Origin of the sequence: Actinocrinis puniceicyclus (assembly GCF_018283645.1) — a bacterium.
Taxonomy (GTDB): Bacteria; Actinomycetota; Actinomycetes; order Streptomycetales; family Catenulisporaceae; genus Actinocrinis; species Actinocrinis puniceicyclus.
This window is the reverse complement of sequence record NZ_JAGSXH010000002.1, coordinates 53707-74605: the sequence shown is the minus strand read 5'-3', so window position 1 is coordinate 74605 and position 20899 is coordinate 53707. Positions and strand designations below refer to the sequence as shown.

Here is a 20899-nt window from a genome sequence, read left to right as displayed (position 1 = left end):
GCGTGGGACGCGGGCGTCCCACGCCGGAGACGGATGCGACACGCGGCGCGGTTGGGGCTATGGATGCGCCGGCCACGTGCTCAGAGGTACTGCCCGGTGTTGCTGACGGTATCGATCGAGCGACCCGTCTCAGCGCCCTTCTTCCCGGACACCAGGGTGCGGATGAACACGATCCGCTCGCCCTTCTTGCCGGAGATGCGGGCCCAGTCGTCCGGGTTGGTGGTGTTGGGCAGGTCCTCGTTCTCCTTGAACTCGTCCACGCAGGCGCCCAGCAGGTGGGAGACCCGCAGGCCCTTCTGCCCGTGGTCCAGGAAGTCCTTGATCGCGGACTTCTTCGCCCGGTCCACGATGTTCTGGATCATCGCGCCGGAGTTGAAGTCCTTGAAGTAGAGGACCTCCTTGTCGCCGTTGGCGTAAGTGACCTCCAGGAAGCGGTTCTCGTCGGTCTCCGAGTACATCCGCTCCACGGTGCTCTGGATCATCGCGGAGACGCAGGCGCTCTCGTCGCCGCCGTGCTCCTTGATGTCGTCCGGGTGCAGCGGAAGGGTCGTGGTGACGTACTTGGAGAAGATGTCCTTGGCCGCCTCGGCGTCCGGCCGCTCGATCTTGATCTTGACGTCCAGCCGGCCGGGCCGCAGGATCGCCGGGTCGATCATGTCCTCGCGGTTCGACGCGCCGATGACGATGACGTTCTCCAGGCCCTCGACGCCGTCGATCTCCGAGAGCAACTGCGGCACGATGGTGTTCTCCACGTCGGAGGACACGCCGGAGCCGCGGGTGCGGAAGAGCGAGTCCATCTCGTCGAAGAAGACGATGACCGGGGTGCCCTCGCTGGCCTTCTCGCGCGCCCGCTGGAAGACCAGGCGGATGTGCCGCTCGGTCTCGCCGACGTACTTGTTGAGCAGTTCGGGGCCCTTGATGTTCAGGAAGTAGCTCTTGCCCTTGTCCTTGCCGTTGATCTCGGCGACCTTCTTGGCCAGCGAATTGGCCACCGCCTTGGCGATGAGGGTCTTGCCGCAGCCGGGAGGGCCGTAGAGCAGCACGCCCTTGGGCGGGCGCAACTCGTGCTCGCGGAAGAGGTCCGCGTGCAGGTACGGCAGTTCCACCGCGTCGCGGATCTGCTCGATCTGGCCGCTCAGCCCGCCGATGTCGTGGTAGTCGATGTCCGGGACCTCTTCGAGCACCAGCTCCTCGACCTCGGACTTCGGCACCCGCTCGTAGACGTAGCCGGAGCGCGGTTCGAGCAGCAGGGCATCGCCGGCCCGGATGACCGAGTCCAGCAGCGGCTCGGCGAGGCGCACCACGCGCTCCTCGTCGGTGTGGCCGATCACCAGCGCCCGCTCGCCGTCCTCAAGCAACTCCTTGAGCATCACGATCTCGCCGACCCGTTCGTAGCCGAAGCCGGCCACGATGTTCAGGGCCTCGTTGAGCATGACCTCCTGGCCGGGACGCAGCTCGGCCAGCTCGATGTTCGGCGTCACGGTGACCCGAAGCTTGCGTCCGCCGGTGAAGATGTCGGCGGTGCCGTCCTCGTTGGCCTGCAGGAACACGCCGAAACCGGAGGGAGGCTGAGCGAGCCTGTCGATCTCCTCCTTGAGCGCGACGATCTGGTCGCGCGCGTCGCGGAGGGTCGCGACGAGACGCTCGTTCTGTGCGGTCAGTCCGGCGACCGTGGCTTGGAGCTCGCCGACGCGCTCTTCGAGCGCGCGGCCGCCCCTGGGCACCTCGGCCAGGCGCCGCCGCAGCACGGCGATCTCCTGTTCGAGGTACGCGACCTGGGCCATCGGATCGGGATCGGAACCCATCGGTCCGCCGCGACCAGACCGGGAACCGGGATTGCGCAACGGCTTGTCGTCTTCGTGGGCTGGCACGGTCCTCACCTCCTCGCGGAGTGTTGCGACGTTACGACCCTACCTGGAGTACGCCCGGCCCAAACTGAAGACTCGCTCACAGCTCGGGTTTCGGCGGTTCCGGGGACTCCTCGTGGCCGGGTCGCCACCTCGGTCGTCCCCCGTTGAGCCGGCAACACTGCCATCAACACGATTCCCCCTTCAGTGCTCGTTCATGTGACATGGCGGGCACCCGTTCGGATCAGTGCGCCTGCCTTCCGGCGGGCGTGATCGGTTGCGGGACTCGATCATTACTCCCCCGTTCGTCGTGTGTCCATGCTTATTTGTCCGGGCGGTGCTTCCGGAGCGGCGTCCCGGCGTACGGGACACGCGCGCGACGCCGTCCGGGTTCGACTTGTTAGGGTCGTTGGTGACCACAACGCGGATGGGATGGTTGGCGTTCCGGATGAGCGGCGAAGAGCTTGAGGTTTGGATCGACCAGGACCTGTGCACCGGCGACGGCCTGTGCGCCCAATACGCCGCCGATGTGTTCGAACTCGACATCGACGGGCTCGCGTACGTGAAAGACGGCGCGGGCGAGTTGCAGAGCGCGCCGGGGTCCAGAGTTCCCGTTCCGGGCGACCTGGTACTGAATGTGATCGATTCGGCGAAGGAATGCCCGGGCGACTGCATTCACGTGCGCCGGGCCGGTGACGGGAAGATGGTCGCCGGCCCGGACGCGGAGTAACCGCCCTTCTAGGCAGCCTTGGGAACGTGGCCGAAGGCGGCGGTAAGCCGAGGCCCGGACACGTTCCCCAACGCTGTGTCTAGGGCAGCTCGCCACGGCGGGCGAGGCGGGCCTCCCGCGCGGCGGACTGCGCCTCGCGGTCGTCGCCTGGAGCGTCCGGCGCCCAGGTGTCTTCTCCGTCCGCGCCTTTCGCGGGCCGACGCCGGCGCGGTGGCAGGTCCACGCCGTCGGCTATACGCCGGGCGGTGACCAGGAAACCGGTGTGCCCGACCATGCGGTGGTCGGGACGGACCGCGAGACCCTCGACGTGCCAGGTGCGCAACAGGGTCTCGGTCGCGGCCGGTTCCGCGAAGCGGCCATGGTCCCGAAGGGTCTCAACCGTCCGCGACAGCTGCGTCGTCGTCGCGACGTAGCAGATCAGCGCGCCTCCGGGCACGAGCACCTTGGCGACCGAGTCGATGCACTCCCACGGTGCGAGCATGTCGAGCACCACGCGGTCCACCTCCTGAGGCCGGATCGCCGAGACCAGGTCGCCGACGCAGAGGGTCCAGGCCGGGTGTTCCCCGCCGAAGAAGGTGCGCACGTTCTTCGCGGCGATCATCGCGAAGTCCTCGCGCCGCTCGTAGGAGTACACCGCACCGCTGTCGCCTACCGCACGCAGGAGCGTGCAGGTCAGAGCGCCGGAGCCGACCCCGGCTTCCAGGACCCGCGCGCCCGGGTATATGTCGGCCATGGACACGATCTGTGCGGCGTCCTTGGGATAGACGACGGCTGCGCCGCGGGGCATCGACAGCACGTAATCGGCCAGCAGTGGCCGCAGGGCTAGGTAGTCCATACCGCCGCTGGACCGCACCAGGACGCCTTCAACCGCTCCGATGAGGGCATCGTGGTCGACGGAGCCCTTGTGAGTGTGAAACTGCCTGCCCGGCTGGAGCGGGAAGGTGTGGTGCCGGCCCTTGGTGTCGGTCAGTTGAACGAGGTCGCCGGGCTTGAAGGGGCCGCGGCGGTGCTCGGCTCCGTGCGGTGCGCTGGGGGTTTCACTCACGGGCGGGAGTCTACCCGCGGGACATCGACGTCAAGGCACGGATATGACTGTAGGTGCCGTGCCGGAGGTACCGCACAGCGACGGCCGAACGGTTCAGGCTCAGCCGTTGAGAAAGGCGTGCTCGACGTCGGCTGCGGCCAGCACGCCGTAGATCGACCCGCCGGGCTCGGTGACGAGGTACTCAGGCGCGGGCGCGGCGCGCAGCGCGGCCAGAAGCCGCTCGCCGGACAGGTCCGTGGTCAGCGTCATCCCGGGGCGCAGCGCCCTGGAGAGCGCCCCGACTTGGACCCAGGGATGCCGCTCCGGCGGCGTCGCGGTCACCGAGGCTTCGTGCACGATCGCGGTGGGTTTGCCCGCGTGATCCACCACGATGACCGCGCGGGCACCGGCGGCTGCCGCCCGGCGCAGCGCCTCGGCCAGCGGCATGTCCGCGTTCACCGGGATGGCCCGGCGGGTGAGGGCGCGCACCTGGAGCCGCGGGATGCGGTCGCGCAGCCGCGCGACGGTGAGCGACTGGCTCGCGCCGATCCAGATGAAGGAGGCGATGAACGCGGCCCACATGATCGTGTACAGGTCGGCGCCGGTTCCGGACTGGCCCCGGCCCTGCCAGATGGAGAAGAGCAGGACGAAGACCGCAAGGCCCCGGCCGGCCCAGGCCGCGGCGACGGTGCCGTTCATGGGCTTCTTGGTCACCGCCCAGACCGCGGAGCGCAGCACCCGGCCGCCGTCCAGCGGCAGTCCGGGCAGCATGTTGAACACGCCGACCACCAGGTTCGCAGTCCACACCGCGGAAACGAGGTAGATGACCACCATCAGCGCGGTGGGAGTGTCGTCCGAGGTGGACGGCAGAGCCTCCCAGATGCCCCAGAAGGCGCCGGCGAGCGTGAAGGAGAGCGCGGGACCCGCGATCGCGACCGCGAACTCCTGGCCGGGCGACTCGGGTTCCCGCTCGATCTCGGAGACCCCGCCCAGGAAGTAGATCACGATGCGGCGCACCGGCAGACCGAAGTGCTTGGCCACGACCGAGTGCGCCAGCTCGTGCAGCAGCACGGACAGGTAGAGCAGCACGGCGAAGCCGAACGCGACCAGGTAGCGGCCCTCCCCCACGCGGTCGCCGAGCCTGGTGTTCTTGAACTGCTCACCGAAGTAGAAGGTGATGAAGGCCGCGATCAGAAACCAGGTCGGGGAGACGACGATCGGAATACCGAAGGGGCGGCCCATGGCCAGACCGCCGCCCGAGGGCCTTCCGGCGCCGGGCGGCGGGGTCTGCTCCGGGTTGCCGCTGGAATCGCCCTCGTTCGGATTCGTGTCGCTCACGTAGGCGATGCTACGTGGATATGGCGGCGCGGGCTGTGGCGGGCAGGGATTGTCGGTGCCCTGAGCTAGTGTTCCCGGCATGGAGGGCACAGTGACGGCGGAGGACGACCCGGCGGCGGAGCGCGGCCCGGCGGCGGAGTCCGCCACGGCGGCAAGGGGTGACGCGCAGCGCGGCGGCGCACCGGCGGCAGTCGCAGCCGAAGCTCCGGCGGTCATCAAGTCACCCGGCTGTGGCGGGACCGAATCCGGCACGCTGTTCGATGTGGATGTCCCGGTGCGCCTGCCTTCGGCGCTCTCGCCCTCCCGGGCCGGGGATTTCATGCAGTGTCCGCTGCTGTACCGGCTGCGCGTGGTGGACAAGTCGCCGGAGCCGCCGAACGCCGCCGCGGCGCGTGGAACCCTCGTGCACGCGGTGCTGGACCGGCTGTTCGACCTGCCGGCCGGCGGGCGCACACCGGACGAGGCCGCGGCGCTGTTGCAGCCGGAATGGGACCGGCTGCTGGTGAAGGATCCGCGGTTGGGGCAGCTGTTCGGCGCGCCTGAGGACCTGGCGGACTGGCTGGCCACGGCGAAGTCTCTGCTCGGGCGCTATTTCACCCTGGAGGATCCGAACCGGCTCGAACCGGCCCGGCGGGAGTGGTTCGTGCGGGCCGTGGTCGGCGAGGGGGACGAGCGCTTCGTCCTGCACGGCGTGGTGGATCGGCTGGACGTCGCGCCGAACGGACTGCTGCGCGTGGTGGACTACAAGACAGGCAAGGCCCCGTCGGCGGCCTACGAGGCCAAGAACCTGTTCCAGATGAAGTTCTACGCCCTGGTGCTGTGGAAGTTGCGCGACGTGGTGCCCAAGCGGCTCCAGTTGATCTTCCTCGGCAGCGGCGACGTCCTCACCTACGATCCGGACGAGCAGGATCTGCGCGGCATGGAACAGAAGATCACCGCGGTGTGGGCGGCGATCCGCGCGGCGGCGCAGCGGCGCGAGTGGCCCGCCAGTCCGTCGCGACTGTGCGACTGGTGCTCGTTCAAGGCCGGGTGCCCGGCGCACGGCGGCCAGGTGCCGCCCGCGCCGGTCGTGGAGTTCACTCCGGCTTCGTGACCGGGCCCGTCATCAGGCGAACAGGCCGCGCAGCCGGTCGATGCCGACCTCGGCGAGCGAGCCGGCCACTGAGATCAGCGGGTGCGGCTCGATCGGCGCCGCGTGCGGAACCACCAGGACCCGGCAGCCGGCGGCGGTCGCCGAGCGCGATCCGTTGGGCGAGTCCTCGATCACGACGCAGCGGGTCGGATGCACGCCGAGTTCGCGCGCGGCGGCCAGGTAGGGCTCCGGGTGCGGCTTGCCGTTCGTGACGTCGTCGCCCGAGATGGTCAGCCGGAAGCGGTCCGCACCGATCGAGCCGAGGCTCGCCTCGACGATGCGCCGCGAGGAGGCCGTGACCAGCGCGGTGGGGACGCCGGCCGCCTCGAGCTCGATGAACAGCTCCTTCGCGCCCGGGACCAGCTCGATCCCTTCGCTCAGGCGCGCGACCATGGCGTCCTCGATGCGCTGGTTCAACTGTTCGGGGGTCAGCGCGATGCCACTGATGTCCAGCAGGTACCGGACGGCCACATCGTTGGGCTTGCCGAGCACGTTGACCCAGTGCTCCCGGCCGAGCAGGAAGCCGTGGTCGGCGAGGATGGACATCTCGGTGTCGAACCACAGCGGCTCTGAGTCGATCAGGGTGCCGTCCATGTCGAACAGCACTGCCTCGGGCGGTGTGGGCAAGGTTCTGCTTTCCGGTCGGTCGCGCCGCGCTCGGTCGGGGCGCGGCGTTCCGCGCGCGGCGTTCTGCGCGCGGCGCCCCGACCGCACCCGTTCTCGCTGCGGGATCAGGTGTTGAAGTACTTCGCCTCGGGGTGGTGCACCACGATGGCGTCGGTGGCCTGCTCGGGGTGCAGCTGGTACTCCTCGGAGAGTGTGACGCCGATCCGGGCGGGATCGAGCAGCTCGACGATCTTCGCGCGGTCCTCCAGGTTGGGGCAGGCCCCGTAGCCGAGGGAGAAACGCGCGCCGCGGTATTCGAGCTTGAGCATCCCGTCGATGGTGGCCGGGTCCTGTCCCGAGAAGCCGAGTTCGGCGCGCACCCGCGCGTGCCAGTACTCGGCCAGCGCCTCCGTCAGCTGGACGGAAAGGCCGTGCAGTTCGAGGTAATCGCGGTAGGCGTTGGCCGCAAAGAGTTTCGCGGTCTCCTCGGCGATCCGGGAGCCGACGGTGACCAGTTGGAAGGCCACCACATCGCTCTGGCCGCCCTGCACGTCGACGCTGTCGCTCGGGCGGAAGAAGTCTGCGAGGCACAGGTGCCGGTCGCGCCGCTGCCTCGGGAAGGTGAACCGGGTGCGTTCGTTGCCGCCCTCGTCCAGGATGATCAGGTCGTCGCCCTTGGAGACCGCGGGGAAGTAGCCGTAGACGACGGCCGCTTCGAGCAGGTTGTCGGTGTGCAGCCGGTCGAGCCACATGCGCAGCCGCGGCCGGCCCTCCGTTTCCACGAGCTCATCGTACGAGGGGCCGTCCTCGGGTCCGCGGCTGCCGCGCAGACCCCACTGGCCGAGGAAGGTGGCGCGCTCGTCGAGCCAGGAGGCGTAGTCGGCCAGCTGGATGCCCTTGACCACGCGGGTACCCCAGAACGGCGGGGTGGGGAGCGGGTTGTCGGTGGCCACGTCCGAGCGCGCGGGCATTTCGTCCGGCTCTGCGAGCACGGCCGAGGCCCGCTGCGCAACCCGGCGCTTGCGCAGCTCGGGCAGGGCCGCGCCGGGGGCTCCGGTCTTGACCGCGGCGACGGCGTCCATGAGCCGCAGCCCCTCGAAGGCGTCGCGGGCGTAACGCACCTCGCCCTCGTAGATCTCGGCGAGGTCCTGCTCGACGTAGGCGCGGGTGAGGGCGGCGCCGCCGAGCAGCACCGGCCAGCGCGCGGCCACGCCGCGCTGGTTCATCTCCTGCAGGTTCTCCTTCATCACCACGGTGGACTTCACCAGCAGGCCGGACATGCCGATCGCGTCCGCGGCGTGCTCCTCGGCGGCCTGCAGGATCGCGGAGACCGGCTGCTTGATGCCGAGGTTGACGACGGTGTAGCCGTTGTTGGTCAGGATGATGTCGACCAGGTTCTTGCCGATGTCGTGCACGTCGCCCTTGACCGTGGCCAGCACGATGGTGGCCTTGCCCGAGGAGTCCGTCTTCTCCATGTGCGGTTCGAGGTGCGCCACGGCGGTCTTCATGACTTCGGCGGACTGGAGCACGAACGGCAGCTGCATCTGCCCGGAACCGAACAGTTCGCCTACGGTCTTCATGCCTTCGAGCAGCACCTCGTTGACGATCGCGATGGCCGGGCGGACGGTCAACGCCTCGTCGAGGTCCGCTTCGAGCCCGTTGCGTTCACCGTCGATGATGCGCCGCTGAAGCCGCTCCTCCAGCGGCAGCGCGGCCAGTTCCTGCGCGCGGGTGGCCTTCGCCGAGGCCGCCGAGACCCCCTCGAACAGATCGAGGAAGCGGCCGAGCGGGTCGTAGCCGGGCTCGTCCGCGGTTTCCGGGCGCCGCCGGTCGTAGACCAGGTCGAGGGCGACCTGCAGTTGCTCCTGCGGGATGCGGGAGATCGGCAGGATCTTGGAGGCGTGCACGATGGCCGAGTCGAGGCCGGCTTCGACGCACTCGTGCAGGAAGACCGAGTTGAGCACCTGCCGGGCGGCGGGGTTGAGGCCGAAGGAGATGTTGGACAGGCCGAGGGTGGTCTGCACGTCCGGGTGCCGGCGCTTGAGTTCGCGGATCGCCCCGATGGTCTCCAGGCCGTCGCGGCGGGACTCCTCCTGGCCGGTGGCGATGGTGAAGGTGAGGCAGTCGACCAGGATGGCGGACTCGGGGATCCCCCAGTTCCCGGTGAGGTCGGCGATCAGCCGCTCGGCGATGGCCACCTTGTGCTCGGCGGTGCGCGCCTGGCCCTGTTCGTCGATGGTCAGCGCGACGACCCCGGCGCCGTGCTCGGCCGCCAGGGCGGCGATGCGGGCGAAACGCGAGTCGGGGCCGTCGCCGTCCTCATAGTTGACGGAGTTGACCACGCTGCGGCCGCCGAGCAGTTCCAGCCCGGCGCGCAGCACCGCGGGCTCGGTGGAGTCCAGGACGATCGGCAGGGTGGATGCGGTGGCCATCCGCCCGGCGACCTCCCGCATGTCGGCGACCCCGTCGCGGCCGACGTAGTCGACGCACAGGTCGAGCATGTGGGCGCCGTCGCGGATCTGTGCCCGGGCGATCTCGACGCAGGCGTTCCAGTCCTCGGCCAGCAGCGCCTCGCGGAACGCCTTGGAGCCGTTGGCGTTGGTGCGCTCGCCGATCGCCAGGTAGGAGGTGTCCTGCCGGAAGGGGACGCTCTGGTAGAGCGAGGAGGCGCCGGGCTCGGGCTTGGGCGCGCGGCGGGCCAGTTCGCGTCCGCGAACCCGCTCGACGACGTGGCGAAGGTGCTCGGGGGTGGTGCCGCAGCAGCCGCCGACGAGGGAGAGCCCGTATTCGCGTGTGAAAGTCTCGTGCGCGTCGGCCAACTCGGACGGGCTGAGCGGATAGGCCGAGCCGTCCTTGGTCAGGATCGGCAGGCCCGCGTTGGGCATGCAGGAAAGGCCGATATGCGCCTGCTTGGCCAGATAGCGCAGGTGTTCGCTCATTTCGGCCGGCCCGGTGGCGCAGTTGAGCCCGATCAGCTCGACGCCGAGCGATTCAAGACTGGTCAGCGCGGCGCCGATCTCGCTGCCGAGCAGCATGGTGCCGGTGGTCTCGACCGTGACCTGCGCGAAGATCGGCAGGTCGGTTCCGGCTGCTTTGAGCGCGCGGCGAGCGCCGATGATCGCGGCCTTGGTCTGCAGCAGGTCTTGGCTGGTCTCGATGAGCAGGGCGTGCGCGCCGCCGGCGATCAGGCCCGCGGCCTCCTGCTCGTACCCGTCGCGTACAGCCGAGTAGGAGATGTGTCCGAGGCTGGGCAGTTTGGTGCCGGGTCCGATCGAGCCGATCACCCAGCGCGGGCGGTCCGGGGTGCTGTAACCGTCGGCGACTTCGCGGGCCAGGCGCGCGCCGGTTTCGGACAGTTCGTAGATCCGGTGCGCAATGTCGTACTCTCCGAGCGCGGTCAGGTTCACGCCGAAGGTGTTGGTTTCCACGCAGTCCACGCCGACGGCGAAGTAGGCGTCGTGTACGGAGCGGACGATGTCCGGCCGCGTGGCGTTCAGGACCTCGTTGCAACCCTCCAGGCCTTCGTAGTCGTCGAGGGTGGGGTTCTGGGCGTGCAGCATCGTGCCCATCGCCCCGTCGGCCACGACGACGCGCTCGGCCAACGCGCGGCGCAGTTGCGCTGCGGTGGAAACCATGGGCAGTCCTTTCCGTGCCTGGGAAACCCCCCCCGTGCTTAGCTCATCAAGGGTAGCGGCGAGCGCGCGCTCAGCGGCGAAGCGTCTCACGGGCGTAGGCTGAGAGCGGCGCGCGCCGTGGCGGCGTAACGCCTGGCAGTGTGTTTTGTGTATGAGATCGTGTACTGCTGCTGCCTTGGGCGTGCGTCGCGCAGGGCCGAGAAGGACGAGGAGGCGCGGGTGATCGAGCTCGAGGAGCTGCCCGAGCTGGTCGACCCGGTGATGGTCGCGGCGTTCGAGGGGTGGAACGACGCCGCGGACGCCGCGTCCAACGCGGTCCGGCATCTGGCCGAGGTCCTGGATGCGGACCTGTTCGGCGCGATGGACGCCGAGGAGTACTACGACTTCCAGGTAAACCGCCCCGTGCTGGCCCTGGACGACGACGGCGAGCGGGAGATCGTCTGGCCGACCACCCGGTTCTCGGTGGCCCGGGTGCGCATCGCCAGCGCCCAGGCGGAGTCGGCGCAGCCGGAGCCGCACGCGCCGGATCCGGCCGGCGTCCAGCAGAACGACGAGGCGGGCGAGACGACGGGCTTGCGCGACGTCGTCCTGGTGCACGGCATCGAGCCGAACATGCGGTGGCGCTCCTTCTGCGAGGAACTGTTCGACCTCGCCCGCGACCTGGGCGTGCGCACGATCGTGACGCTGGGCGCTCTGCTGGCGGACGTGCCGCACACCCGGCCGGTGCCGGTGAGCGGCTCGTCGAACAACGACGAACTCCAGGGCGCGCACGGGCTGGACAAGCCGACCCTGCAGGGCCCGACCGGGATCAACGGGGTCATGCAGGAGATGGCCCGGCAGGAGGAGATCGACCTGGTCTCCTTCTGGGCGGCGGTTCCGCACTACGTGGCGCAGGCCCCGTGCCCGAAGGCGACTTTGGCGCTGATCCGGCGCATCGAGGACGTGCTGGATCTGACGATCCCGCTGGGCGATCTGCCCGAGGAGGCGCGCGCCTGGGAGAGCGGGGTGGACGAACTGGCGGCGGAGGACTCGGAGGTCGCCGAGTACGTCCGCACCCTGGAAGAAGCCAAGGACACCGCTGAGCTTCCCGAGGCCAGCGGGGAGGCGATCGCCCGTGAGTTCGAGCGGTATCTGCGTCGGCACGAGCGGCGCCGACGGGGCGGTTCCGCGGAGGACGGCCCGGCGTAACACCGGACTCTGGGCTCGGGCCATGGGCGTGGACCGGCCACCAGCCGGATCGCTGGGCGGTGAGCCCGGCTCGTCACGACGTCACCGATGATGCGGAAACGCGTCCCCGGCGACGACCGTACCGTCCGGCATGATCGTAGCCACGGCCGGCCGGCGCCGTCTGGGCCTGCTCACCCGTACGCCCTCGTCGCCCTCATAGCAGAGCTCTGTTCTCATGACGATGCGCGTACGCGGGTCCAGGCCGCGCAGGTGACCGAGGGACACGGGCACCTCGGTCAGATCCGCGATCGCGAGCAGGTGCGAGTCCGACGTCAGTTCAGCGACCTCGCGGATGTCATCGCGTAACCTCGGCGACAGCGCGGCCATCGTCTCGTAGACGCCGCCGGTCCGCAGCAGCACGTCGGCGAGAAGGACTCCCGGTGGCCCAGGGCAGGTGCGCAGGCCTGCTTCGTAGATCCGCATCGCCGGGTCATCGGGCTCCAGCACCTTGGCATATGCCCGGAAGATGGCCATCCGATCCCACCCGTCGCCGTCACGACTGGCCTGCTCCTTGCTGGGGCGGCCCGGCTCAGGTGCCAGGATACCGAGAAAAGACCGGCAGCGCTTTTCAGGAGAGAATCATCGGCGGGATCGGCGAGCGGCTCGCCGGCCCGCGGTGCTCCGTGCCGGGAACACCGATTGTCAGCCTTCGAATTCGAACGGGTTGAGCAGCCGGGCTCCGGTGCGCTCGAAGTCCCGGGCGTTGCGCGTCACGACGGTCCAGTCCCGGGAGAGCGCCTGCGCGGCGATCAGCGCGTCCGCCTCCGGCAGATGCTTGTTGCCCGCCGTGATCCGGCCCCAGGTCAGGGCGTCTTCGAGGGTCACCGGCAGCAGTCGGTCGCCGAACGCGTAGTCGTCGATGAGTTCGTCGAGCCACAGGTCCAGCCGCTGAGCGTCGTGCGGATTGGTCTTGGCGCGCATCAAGATCCCGCGCCGGATCTCGCCGATGACGATCACGCTGATGTGTAACCGGTGGTCCGGTACGGAGGCGAGCCAGGCGAGCATGCGCCGATTCGGCGACGGTCTTCTCGCCTCGGAAAGTACGTTGGTGTCGAGTACGTACACGGTCACTCTTCCGGATCGAGATCCCCGAAGAGGTCGAGGTCCTGCGCAGAGGCGTAATGCTTCGGACGGTCGTTGATCAGCTCCACGAACTCGTCGTCGATCGTCGGGCCGTCCAGCAGCCAGGATTTGAAGGTCCGCCTCGGTCCTCGGGCATGATGCAGGCGGTTGTACTCCTCGATGTCGATCACGACGGCGATCTCCTCCCCGTGTTTGGTGACGAACTGCGGGCCGTCCGCCTGGACGGACCGGATCAGCTCGCTGAACCGCTGTTTCGCTTCCTGGATCTGCCAGTGCGCGTCCGGTTTCGCGATGGGCATGGCGAACCTCCCGGTCCCGGCGTTCACACTTCCACCTAGACAGACTAGACAGAAGTCGACGCCGCGGGCAAGCAGATCCAATTAACCGTGATGATATGACCGCTCCCACGGCGCCCGGCGATCAAAGCGCGACGCCGAGCAGGGCGTCCACCGCACGCGCGACCAGGCCGGGGGCCCCGCTGTCGGCTTCCGCCTCGGTCGCCGCGCCGCCCGCGAGCACCGAGTCGGCCCAGGCGTCCACCGCCGTCAGTGCGCCCGGGGTGTCCAGGTCGTCGGCGAGCCGATCGCGCAGGTTCGCGAGCAGTGCGTCAGCCGGGATGGCGTCCGGCCTGGAGACGGCGGCGCGCCAGCGGGCCAGGCGCCGTTGCGCGGCCTCCAGGTCGGCGGGGAGCCACTCCCAGTCCTCGCGGTAGTGGTGCGCGAGGATCGCCAGGCGGATCGCCATCGGCTCGTGGCCGGCGGCACGCAGCTTGGAGACGAAGACCAGATTGCCCTTGGACTTGGACATCTTCTCGCCGTGCAGAGCGACCATGCCGGCGTGTGCGTAAACCCTGGCGAAAGGGCGTTCGCCGGTCACCACCTGCGCCTCGGCCGCTCCCATCTCGTGATGCGGGAACGCCAGGTCGGATCCGCCGCCCTGCACATCGATGCCGCTGCCGAGGTACTCGAGCGCGATCGCGGCGCATTCGATGTGCCAGCCGGGGCGGCCCGCGCCGAGCGAAGTGCGCCAGGAGGGCTCTCCCGGGCGTGCGGCGAGCCACAGCAGGCAGTCCAGCGGGTCGCGCTTCCCGGGCCGGTCCGGGTCGCCGCCGCGTTCCGCGAACACCTTCACCTGCAGCGCGGGGTCGACCCCTGAGACGGAGCCGAAGCCCGGGTCGCTGTGCACGTCGAAGTAAACATCCTCGTCGACCCGGTACGCCGCCCCGCACGCCAACAGGCGCTCGACGAGTTCGACTACGAGCGGAATCGCTTCGACCGCGCCTATGTACCGATATGGAGGCAGGATGCGCAGCGCGGTCATGTCCTCGCGGAACAACGCGGTCTCGCTCAGCGCCAGCACCTGCCAGTCGGCGCCGTTCTTGTTCGCTCGCTCCAGCAACGGATCATCGACATCGGTGACGTTCTGCACGTACTGCACCTCGTGACCGGCGTCGCGCCAGACACGCTGCACCAGATCGAAGGCGGTGTACGTCGCGGCGTGCCCGATGTGCGTCGCGTCGTATGGAGTGATTCCACACACGTAGATGCGCGCCGGGCTGGCCTCCTCTGCGCGATGCGCCGGAGTCGCGATCCGCTTGCCGGTGGATGTGTCGTAGAGCCGGAGGGGTTGGCCACGTCCGGGCAGGGTCGGCGGGGTGTTCGTCGGCCAGGCATGCATGCGTTCCACTCTACGGGCTGGCCGCGATCAAGAGCGAGGGCCCAGCAACCCGCGGAGCCGTCACCGGGCCCGCTTCACACCAGCGGCCAGGGAATCGGCCGACGCCGCCCCTCCGGGCCGGGGAACCGACCGGCCGCGAGAAGAGCTGCGACGCGCTCGCGGAAGGCTGCGGTTTCCTGATCGCTGAGCAGCGCGGTTATGCGGCCCGCGAGGGCGTGGTCGGTGTGTACTCGCTTCAGGTCGGCCGCTTCGGACTCGCCGAGCGGCCTGCCCGCGAAGCCCCACAGTAGGGTGCGTAGTTTGTCCTCGACGTGGAAGGAGACGCCGTGGTCGATCGCGTAGACCTGCCCGTCCGTGCCCGGCAGCAGGTGGCCGCCCTTGCGGTCGGCGTTGTTGATGATGGCGTCGAACAGCGCGACGCGACGTAGCGCCTCGCTGTCGCGGTGGGCGAGTATGCCCTGCTCGTCATCGTCGAGCTGGACGGTGATGATCGGACACCATCCGTCGAGGTCGCCGTCGCGGGCTCGCGCCGGCAGAACGGCGAGCAGTCGCGCCTCGTCATCCGTGTCCACCCAGCGCTGGCACATGCCCGGACCGTATGGTCCGTCGCGCATCACCGTATCCGGCACGAGCCCCCAGCCGAGCGCGGCGCTGACCTCATACGCGGCCACTTCGCGCGCGGCCAGCGTGCCGTCGGGGAAGTCCCACAGCGGGTTCTCCCCCGCGATCGGCTTGTACACGCACGTGACAGTCGACTTCTCGTCGCCCTCGCCCAGCACGGCCACGCAGTAAAGAGTGGCGTTCGAGGCGTCGGTCAAGCGGCCATCGACCTTCAGCTCACCCTCACGCAGCGCGTCGGTCACGCCGCCGTCCGGCGCCGGTAGCCGTTCTGCCGCGGGCACACGTGTCCTTCGGGATCAAGGGGCAGCTCACACAGCGGACAGGGCGGCCGGCCCGCGGCGACCACGGCTTGTGCTCTGGCCGCGAACGCACGGGCCTGGCCACCGGTGAGCCGGACGCGCAGCGCATCCGGAGCTTCGGCGCTCTGATCGTCGGACAGCGGCTCAGCCGGGTTCTCGTCCTCGGTGACCGCGCCTGCCTCGATCACGATGCGGGCGTGCGGCTCATCCCACGCCAGGGCGAGGGAGCCGACCCGGAACTCCTCCAGGATGGGCTGGTCCAGCGGGTCGTTGTCGGCGAGGTCGGCCGGCACGGCGGCGGGCACGCTGGTGCTGCCGCCGGTGCGCCGCACGATCTCGTCGAGAAGTTCCTCCAGGCGTTCGGCGAGCAGCGCCACCTGCTCCTTCTCCAGCCCGACCGAGGTGATCCGCGGCCCGGAACGGGCCTGTAGGAAGAAGGAACGAGAGCCGGGCTCACCGACGGTGCCGGCCACGAACCGTTCCGGCGGGTCGTACACGAACAGATGCCTCGGCACGGTGTCAGCCTCCCTCTCAATGCCCTTTGTCGCGGCGACAAGCCGCATCCCGTTCTCGCCGCGTTTGCGCGCGTCGCCATACCCCGCATGCAGCGTGTTCCGGGCCTCGCATCGCGGCATGCCGCGTACCGCCAGACGGCTTCGGATCACACGCTCACGTCGAGTCTGAGCCTACGCGGTTCTGTCAGGCGCCTGCACCGCCACCCACGGCGGCGTCGCTTTCCGCCGCGTTGGCGCGCGCGGATGCACGCCTGCTGCGGCGCTTCGGGGGGATGAGTGCGGCCACGTCCCCGCCGGTGTCGTTGAGCCGCAGGATGAAGGGGCGGGTTGCGGTGTACCGGATGACGGTAACGGAGCAGGGATCTACCTGGAGCCGCTGAAACAGGTCCAGGTGCATGCCGAGCGCGTCTGCGGCGATCGACTTGATGATGTCGCCGTGGGTGACGACAGCATATGTGGCGTGTTCGCCGAGTTCCGTGTTCCATCGCCGGACCGCGGTGACCGCGCGGGCCGACATCGCGGCCATCGCTTCGCCCCCGGGGAAGACGGCCGCGGCCGGGTGCGCCTGGACGGTCTTCCAGAGCGGTTCCTTGGCGAGGGTCTTGAGGTCGCGGCCGGACCAGTGTCCGTAGTCGCACTCGGTGAGCTGCTCGTCGAGGTGCAGCGGAACCGGCGGCCGCGCGGCGATCAACGCCTCAGCGGTCTGATGGGTTCGTTCGAGCGGGCTGCTGACCACGGCGGCCAGCGGTACGGCTGCCAAGCGTGCGGCCAGGGCCTCGGCCTGGGTGCGGCCGCGCTCGTCCAGGTCGATGCCCGGGGTCCGGCCGGCCAGCACCCCGGAGGCGTTCGCGGTCGTGCGTCCGTGTCGGATCAGCAGGACTGTCGTCATCGCTCCAACGTACCCGCCGGTAGTGGTGCGCTCGAACCCGGGCCGCCGGTGGGGGACGCCGCCCGGCGGCCCGCGGACGTTGTGACGCTTTACTCGGCGAGATCCGCGGCGCTCAGTGCCTCGGAGCAGACTCGCAGCGTCTTCAGGCGCTGGTCCAGGTCCCCGGCGAACGGCGAGAGGCTCAGCGTGGTGACTCCCGCCGCCGCGTATTCCTTCATCCGCGCGGCGATGCGCTCCGGGGGGCCGAGCAGGCTCGTGGCGTCGATGAACTCGAAGGGCACCGCCTCAGCAGCGTTACGGTGCTCCTTGGCGAGGTACAGCTCTTGCACGCGCGCGGCCTGCTGTGCGAAACCCATGCGGCAGGCGAGTTGGTTGTAGAAGTTCTGCTCGCGGCTGCCCATTCCGCCGATGTACAGGGCCGCATACCACCGGATCTGGTCGGCCGCGCGTTGTATGTCATCGTCGATCACGACGGGGACCGTGGGGACAACGTCGAAGCCCCGCAGGTCCTTACCGACCTGCTTGCGGCCTGCTTCGATCGCGGCCAGTTGCTCGCCGGCGTACTGCGGGGAGAAGAACACCGCGAGCCAGCCGTCGGCGATGCGTCCGGCCAACTCCAGGTTCTTCGGGCCGACCGCGGCCAGATAGATCGGGATGTGTTCGCGTACCGGATGCACCGTCAGCTGGAGACTCTTGCCGGGACCGCCGGGCAGCGGGAGCTTGAAGTGCTCGCCGTCGTAGGAAAGCCGCCGGCGGCTCAGGGCGAGACGCACGATGTCGACGTACTCGCGGGTGCGTGCCAGCGGTGCCTTGAATGCGACGCCGTGCCAGCCCTCCGAGACCTGCGGACCGGAGACCCCGAGCCCGAGCCGGAAGCGGCCGCCGGAGAGTGAGTCAAGGGTGGCGGCGGTCATCGCGGTCATCGCGGGGGTGCGGGCGGGAATCTGGAACACCGCGGAGCCGATGTCGATTCGCTCGGTCTGCGCGGCGACCCAGGCGAGGATGGTCGCGGCATCGGAGCCGTAAGCCTCCGCGGTCCAGCACACCGCGTAGCCGAGCCGGTCGGCTTCGCGGGCCAGCGCCAGGTTGTCGGCGTCGTTTCCCGCGCCCCAGTATCCGAGATTCACGCCCAGCTTCATCGCCGCTCCGCATCTGACGACCGATATCGCCGCTTACCCTACCCGCCGGTAACAAGCTCGTCGAGCCAGCCGGAGGCATCGCCCGAACGAGCGACGAGCCCTGATTGTCCACAGCCGAACAGGTGAGGGGCCAGCGGCGAGGCGGGCCCAGCCAGTACATTCACAGCTATGGAGCAGCGACATCTGGGGCGCACCGGCCTGCGTGTCTCCCGCCTGGGTCTGGGGACGATGACCTGGGGCCGGGACACCGACGAGGCGGACGCGGGCGATCAGCTCAAGACCTTCCTCGACGCAGGGGGCACGCTGGTGGACACCGCGGACGTCTACGCGGACGGCGAGTCCGAGGCACTGCTTGGTCGGCTGGTGGAAGGCATCCGTTCGGAGGTCGTGATCGCCACCAAGGCGGTCTCGGTCCCGCACAGCCCGCGGCGCTTCGACGCCTCGCGCGGACACCTGCTCTCCGCGCTGGACGCCTCCTTGACGCGGCTGGGCACGGACTACGTCGACCTGTGGCAGCTGCACGCGTATGACGATCACACTCCGATCGAGGAGACCCTCTCGGCTCTCGACGCCGCGGTCGCGTCGGGCAAGGCGAGGTATGTCGGAGTGTCCAACTACTCTGGTTGGCAGTTGGCGGCTGCGGCCTCGTGGCAGCGGGCCGTTCCCGGACGGGCGCAGGTCGCCTCGGCGCAGATGGAGTATTCGCTGCTGCAGCGCGGTGTGGAGCGGGAGGTCGCACCGGCGGCGCTGGCTCTGGGGATCGGCCTGCTGCCCTGGTCGCCGCTCGGGCGGGGCGTGCTGACCGGCAAGTACCGCACCGGGATCCCCTCGGATTCCCGCGGCGCCTCGGACCGCTACGGCGGGTTCGTCGAGCCGTACCTTGAGGGACCGGCCCGCCGGATCGCGGACGCGGTCGCCACGGCCTCGGACGGGCTCGGGGTCGCGCCGGTCGAGGTGGCGCTGGCCTGGGTGCGCGACCGGCCGGGGGTCACGGCGCCGATCGTCGGTGCGCGCACCGCGGCGCAATTGCGCGGCGCGCTCGCGGCTGAGGAACTGCTGCTGCCTCAGACGATCCGCGAGGCGTTGGACGACGTCTCGGCGCCACAGCTCGGTTATCCGGACCACGGTTGGAACAGAGGGTAGGACGCGATGCATGAGGGGGACCGACCGGCCGCCGCGGCGGGAGATTCCGCGGAGGGCTCGTTCGAGGTGACGCCGCCTGACGCAGGCAGCGAACCGATCGGCGGGCGGCCCGGTCGCGGCGAAGCCTCGCCGGCCTCCCGGGGGACCGAACCGGTCCGTCCGCCCGGCGACGCGGCCGCGAACGCTGAAACGACCTCGGGCACGGATCCCGAGCGGCTCGCGGCATGGCTGTCCGCCGCCGGAGCGCCGCCGGCGATGACCGCGCGGATCGAACAGACCCTCGGCGGGGGCGCCGCCGACCGGCTCGCCGCCGACCCCTGGTGTGTTCTGGAAGTGCCCGGGATCGCGCCCAAGGCCGCGGATGCCCTGGCCAGGGTGATCGTCGAGGGTGCCCAACCGGGCGATCCGCGGCGTACCCGAGCCCTGATCTCCTGGCTGCTGCGCCGTGCGGCCGCGCTGGGCGGGCACACGGTGCAGGGCGCCGACACGATCGCCGCGGCGCTGCGCACGCTCGGCGTGGCGGACGCGACCGGGGCGATCGCCGACGCCATCGAGCACGGCGCCGCGCTGGCGTTCGCCCAGCCGCTGACGCTGTCCGAGGATGCCGAAGAGGCCGAGATCGAGGACTTCGAGCGCGCGGACGCCGAGGACGACGACGATCCGGCGGCGATGCTGACCAGCGACCGCACGCTGCTGGCCGTCGAACGCTGGGCGTTCGCCGAGCAGTGCGCCGCGGAGGCGGCGCAGCGGCTGGCAGCCACTCCCGATCCGGTCGAGCCGAAGCAGGGCTCCGCCACGACCGACGCACTGGCCGCGGCGGTGGCCGAGCACGGTTTGACGATGGTGACCGGCGCGGAAGGGCAGCGGCTCGCGGATCTCGCGCAGTGCTTCCCCGGCACGCTGCTCATCAGCCCCTGGGCCGCGGGACTGCGGACGCTCGCCGGGATCGGCGCGGACGCGGTGGACGCGCGGGTCCTGGTCGAGGATCCGGAACGCATCGGCGCGGCCGACGTGCTGGTGGTGGCGGACGCTCAACTGCTCGGGCTGGACCTGGGCACGGCCCTGTTCGAGGCGGCACGCGACGGGGCGCACGTAGTGCTCGCCGGCGACCCGGCGACCCTTCAGGCGGCCGGCCCCGGACTGTTCTTCCGTGACCTGCTGGAAACCGAGGACCCCGGGTTCGGCGGCCGGCTACCGCGCGTGGAACTCAAACGACGCCCGACCGGTCCGCTCAGTGCGCTCGCGGACGCGGTACGCCACGGCGGACTGCCACCACAGGAACTGCTGCAGGGACCGGATGCCAGTTCCAAGGAGGTGGTGATCGTGCCGGTACGCGACTCCGGCGAGGCCGTGCACCGCGCGGTCCAGGTGGCGGTGGACTCCATCCCGCGCGCCTTCGAACTGTCCGGGAGTCAGGTGCAGGTCGTAGCGGTGGACGCGGACGGCCGAGCGGGCGCGGCGGCGCTGAACGCGGCGCTCAAGGAGCGTCTGAATCCGGGGCCGGGCCTCTGCGGCGGGTTCGACGCGGGAGACCGGGTCGTCGTGGTAGCGCCGCTACGGGAACACGGTCTGCTCGGCGGTGAGACCGGCACGGTGAATGACGGGGACACGGATGGCCTGACGATCACTTGGGATGCGCCGCACGAGCAGCGTCAGCCCTCCGGCGAGGGCTCGGCGGCGCCCGCGGCGTCGCCCGCCATCCCGGCCACGCAGGTGCGCGCCCTGCGCCACGGCTGGGCGCTGACCGTGGCCGAGGCCCAGGGCGGACGGTGGCCGGCGGTGGTCGCCGTCTTCGACGCCGAGGCGGCGCCGAAGCTGACCCGTGCGCTGGCGCTGGGCGCCATCACCCTGGCGACGCGGCACCTGACCGTGGTGCACGGTGCGGGCCGCGCGCTGGCGGACGCGGTGGAAAAGGTCCCGGATCATCCCCGGCGCACACGGCTCAAGCACGCGCTGCGGGATTGAGGCACGACGGATCGGCGTCCCGCGCCGGG

18 protein-coding genes are annotated in these 20899 nt (G+C 70.1%); 5 read left to right on the top strand and 13 right to left on the bottom strand.

Translation table 11 applies throughout. The features are described 5' to 3' along the window. Positions 1-80 precede the first annotated feature (80 nt). Positions 81-1871, bottom strand: a complete 1791-nt coding sequence (arc, locus tag KGA66_RS01100; RefSeq protein ID WP_211463467.1) for a proteasome ATPase — start codon at positions 1869-1871, stop codon at positions 81-83. Positions 1872-2295: 424 nt separating this feature from the next. On the opposite strand from arc, the gene KGA66_RS01095 reads away from it, so the two are divergent. Then, positions 2296-2577, top strand: coding sequence for a ferredoxin (locus KGA66_RS01095; protein ID WP_211463466.1), 282 nt, complete (start codon positions 2296-2298; stop codon positions 2575-2577). 79 nt (positions 2578-2656) lie between these two features. Here KGA66_RS01095 and KGA66_RS01090 read toward each other — a convergent pair whose 3' ends face one another. Together KGA66_RS01090 and KGA66_RS01085 are read right to left on the bottom strand one after the other, a co-directional pair. Next, entirely contained in the window at positions 2657-3622 is a 966-nt protein-coding gene (locus KGA66_RS01090) for a tRNA (adenine-N1)-methyltransferase (protein WP_211463465.1), read from the bottom strand. A gap of 99 nt (positions 3623-3721) precedes the next feature. Then, complete coding sequence (locus tag KGA66_RS01085; RefSeq protein ID WP_211463464.1) at positions 3722-4939, bottom strand: site-2 protease family protein; 1218 nt, start codon at positions 4937-4939, stop codon at positions 3722-3724. A 79-nt stretch (positions 4940-5018) separates the two neighbouring features. On the opposite strand from KGA66_RS01085, the gene KGA66_RS01080 reads away from it, so the two are divergent. Next, positions 5019-6032, top strand: coding sequence for a RecB family exonuclease (locus KGA66_RS01080; RefSeq protein WP_211463463.1), 1014 nt, complete (start codon positions 5019-5021; stop codon positions 6030-6032). 12 nt (positions 6033-6044) lie between these two features. Here KGA66_RS01080 and KGA66_RS01075 read toward each other — a convergent pair whose 3' ends face one another. Both KGA66_RS01075 and metH read right to left on the bottom strand, forming a co-directional pair. Then, a complete protein-coding gene (locus tag KGA66_RS01075; RefSeq protein ID WP_246506807.1) occupies positions 6045-6698 on the bottom strand; it encodes an HAD family hydrolase in 654 nt (217 codons plus the stop codon). A gap of 104 nt (positions 6699-6802) precedes the next feature. Then, entirely contained in the window at positions 6803-10312 is a 3510-nt protein-coding gene (gene metH, locus KGA66_RS01070) for a methionine synthase (RefSeq protein ID WP_211463462.1), read from the bottom strand. A gap of 219 nt (positions 10313-10531) precedes the next feature. Between metH and KGA66_RS01065 the strand changes: the two genes are divergently transcribed. Beyond that, on the top strand, positions 10532-11500 hold the full coding sequence (locus KGA66_RS01065; protein ID WP_211463461.1) for a PAC2 family protein: 969 nt from the start codon (positions 10532-10534) through the stop codon (positions 11498-11500). 81 nt (positions 11501-11581) lie between these two features. Here KGA66_RS01065 and KGA66_RS01060 read toward each other — a convergent pair whose 3' ends face one another. The 8 genes from KGA66_RS01060 to KGA66_RS01025 form a co-directional block, all read right to left on the bottom strand. Then, positions 11582-12013 (bottom strand): hypothetical protein, encoded by a 432-nt coding sequence (locus KGA66_RS01060; RefSeq protein WP_211463459.1) that lies wholly within the window; start codon positions 12011-12013, stop codon positions 11582-11584. A gap of 168 nt (positions 12014-12181) precedes the next feature. Then, entirely contained in the window at positions 12182-12604 is a 423-nt protein-coding gene (locus KGA66_RS01055) for a type II toxin-antitoxin system VapC family toxin (RefSeq protein ID WP_211463457.1), read from the bottom strand. A gap of 2 nt (positions 12605-12606) precedes the next feature. Continuing rightward, positions 12607-12921: a type II toxin-antitoxin system Phd/YefM family antitoxin gene (locus KGA66_RS01050; RefSeq protein ID WP_211463455.1), complete on the bottom strand. Its 315-nt coding sequence runs from the start codon at positions 12919-12921 to the stop codon at positions 12607-12609. Between the two features lie 121 nt (positions 12922-13042). Next, positions 13043-14299: a cysteine--1-D-myo-inosityl 2-amino-2-deoxy-alpha-D-glucopyranoside ligase gene (gene mshC, locus KGA66_RS01045; protein ID WP_211463453.1), complete on the bottom strand. Its 1257-nt coding sequence runs from the start codon at positions 14297-14299 to the stop codon at positions 13043-13045. Between the two features lie 74 nt (positions 14300-14373). Continuing rightward, a complete protein-coding gene (locus KGA66_RS01040; protein WP_211463451.1) occupies positions 14374-15201 on the bottom strand; it encodes an SCO1664 family protein in 828 nt (275 codons plus the stop codon). Then, complete coding sequence (locus KGA66_RS01035) at positions 15159-15734, bottom strand: DUF3090 family protein (protein WP_211463449.1); 576 nt, start codon at positions 15732-15734, stop codon at positions 15159-15161. The genes KGA66_RS01040 and KGA66_RS01035 overlap by 43 nt, the downstream gene beginning before the upstream one ends. A 184-nt stretch (positions 15735-15918) precedes the next feature. After that, positions 15919-16623 (bottom strand): MSMEG_4193 family putative phosphomutase, encoded by a 705-nt coding sequence (locus tag KGA66_RS01030; RefSeq protein ID WP_211463447.1) that lies wholly within the window; start codon positions 16621-16623, stop codon positions 15919-15921. An 89-nt stretch (positions 16624-16712) separates the two neighbouring features. Continuing rightward, positions 16713-17762, bottom strand: a complete 1050-nt coding sequence (locus KGA66_RS01025) for an LLM class F420-dependent oxidoreductase (protein ID WP_211463445.1) — start codon at positions 17760-17762, stop codon at positions 16713-16715. 168 nt (positions 17763-17930) lie between these two features. On the opposite strand from KGA66_RS01025, the gene KGA66_RS01020 reads away from it, so the two are divergent. Together KGA66_RS01020 and KGA66_RS01015 are read left to right on the top strand one after the other, a co-directional pair. Then, a complete protein-coding gene (locus tag KGA66_RS01020; protein ID WP_211463443.1) occupies positions 17931-18905 on the top strand; it encodes an aldo/keto reductase in 975 nt (324 codons plus the stop codon). A 6-nt stretch (positions 18906-18911) separates the two neighbouring features. After that, the gene (locus KGA66_RS01015; protein ID WP_211463440.1) at positions 18912-20870 is read left to right on the top strand and encodes a helix-hairpin-helix domain-containing protein; all 1959 of its coding nucleotides are present in this window, start codon (positions 18912-18914) and stop codon (positions 20868-20870) included. Positions 20871-20899 lie beyond the last annotated feature (29 nt).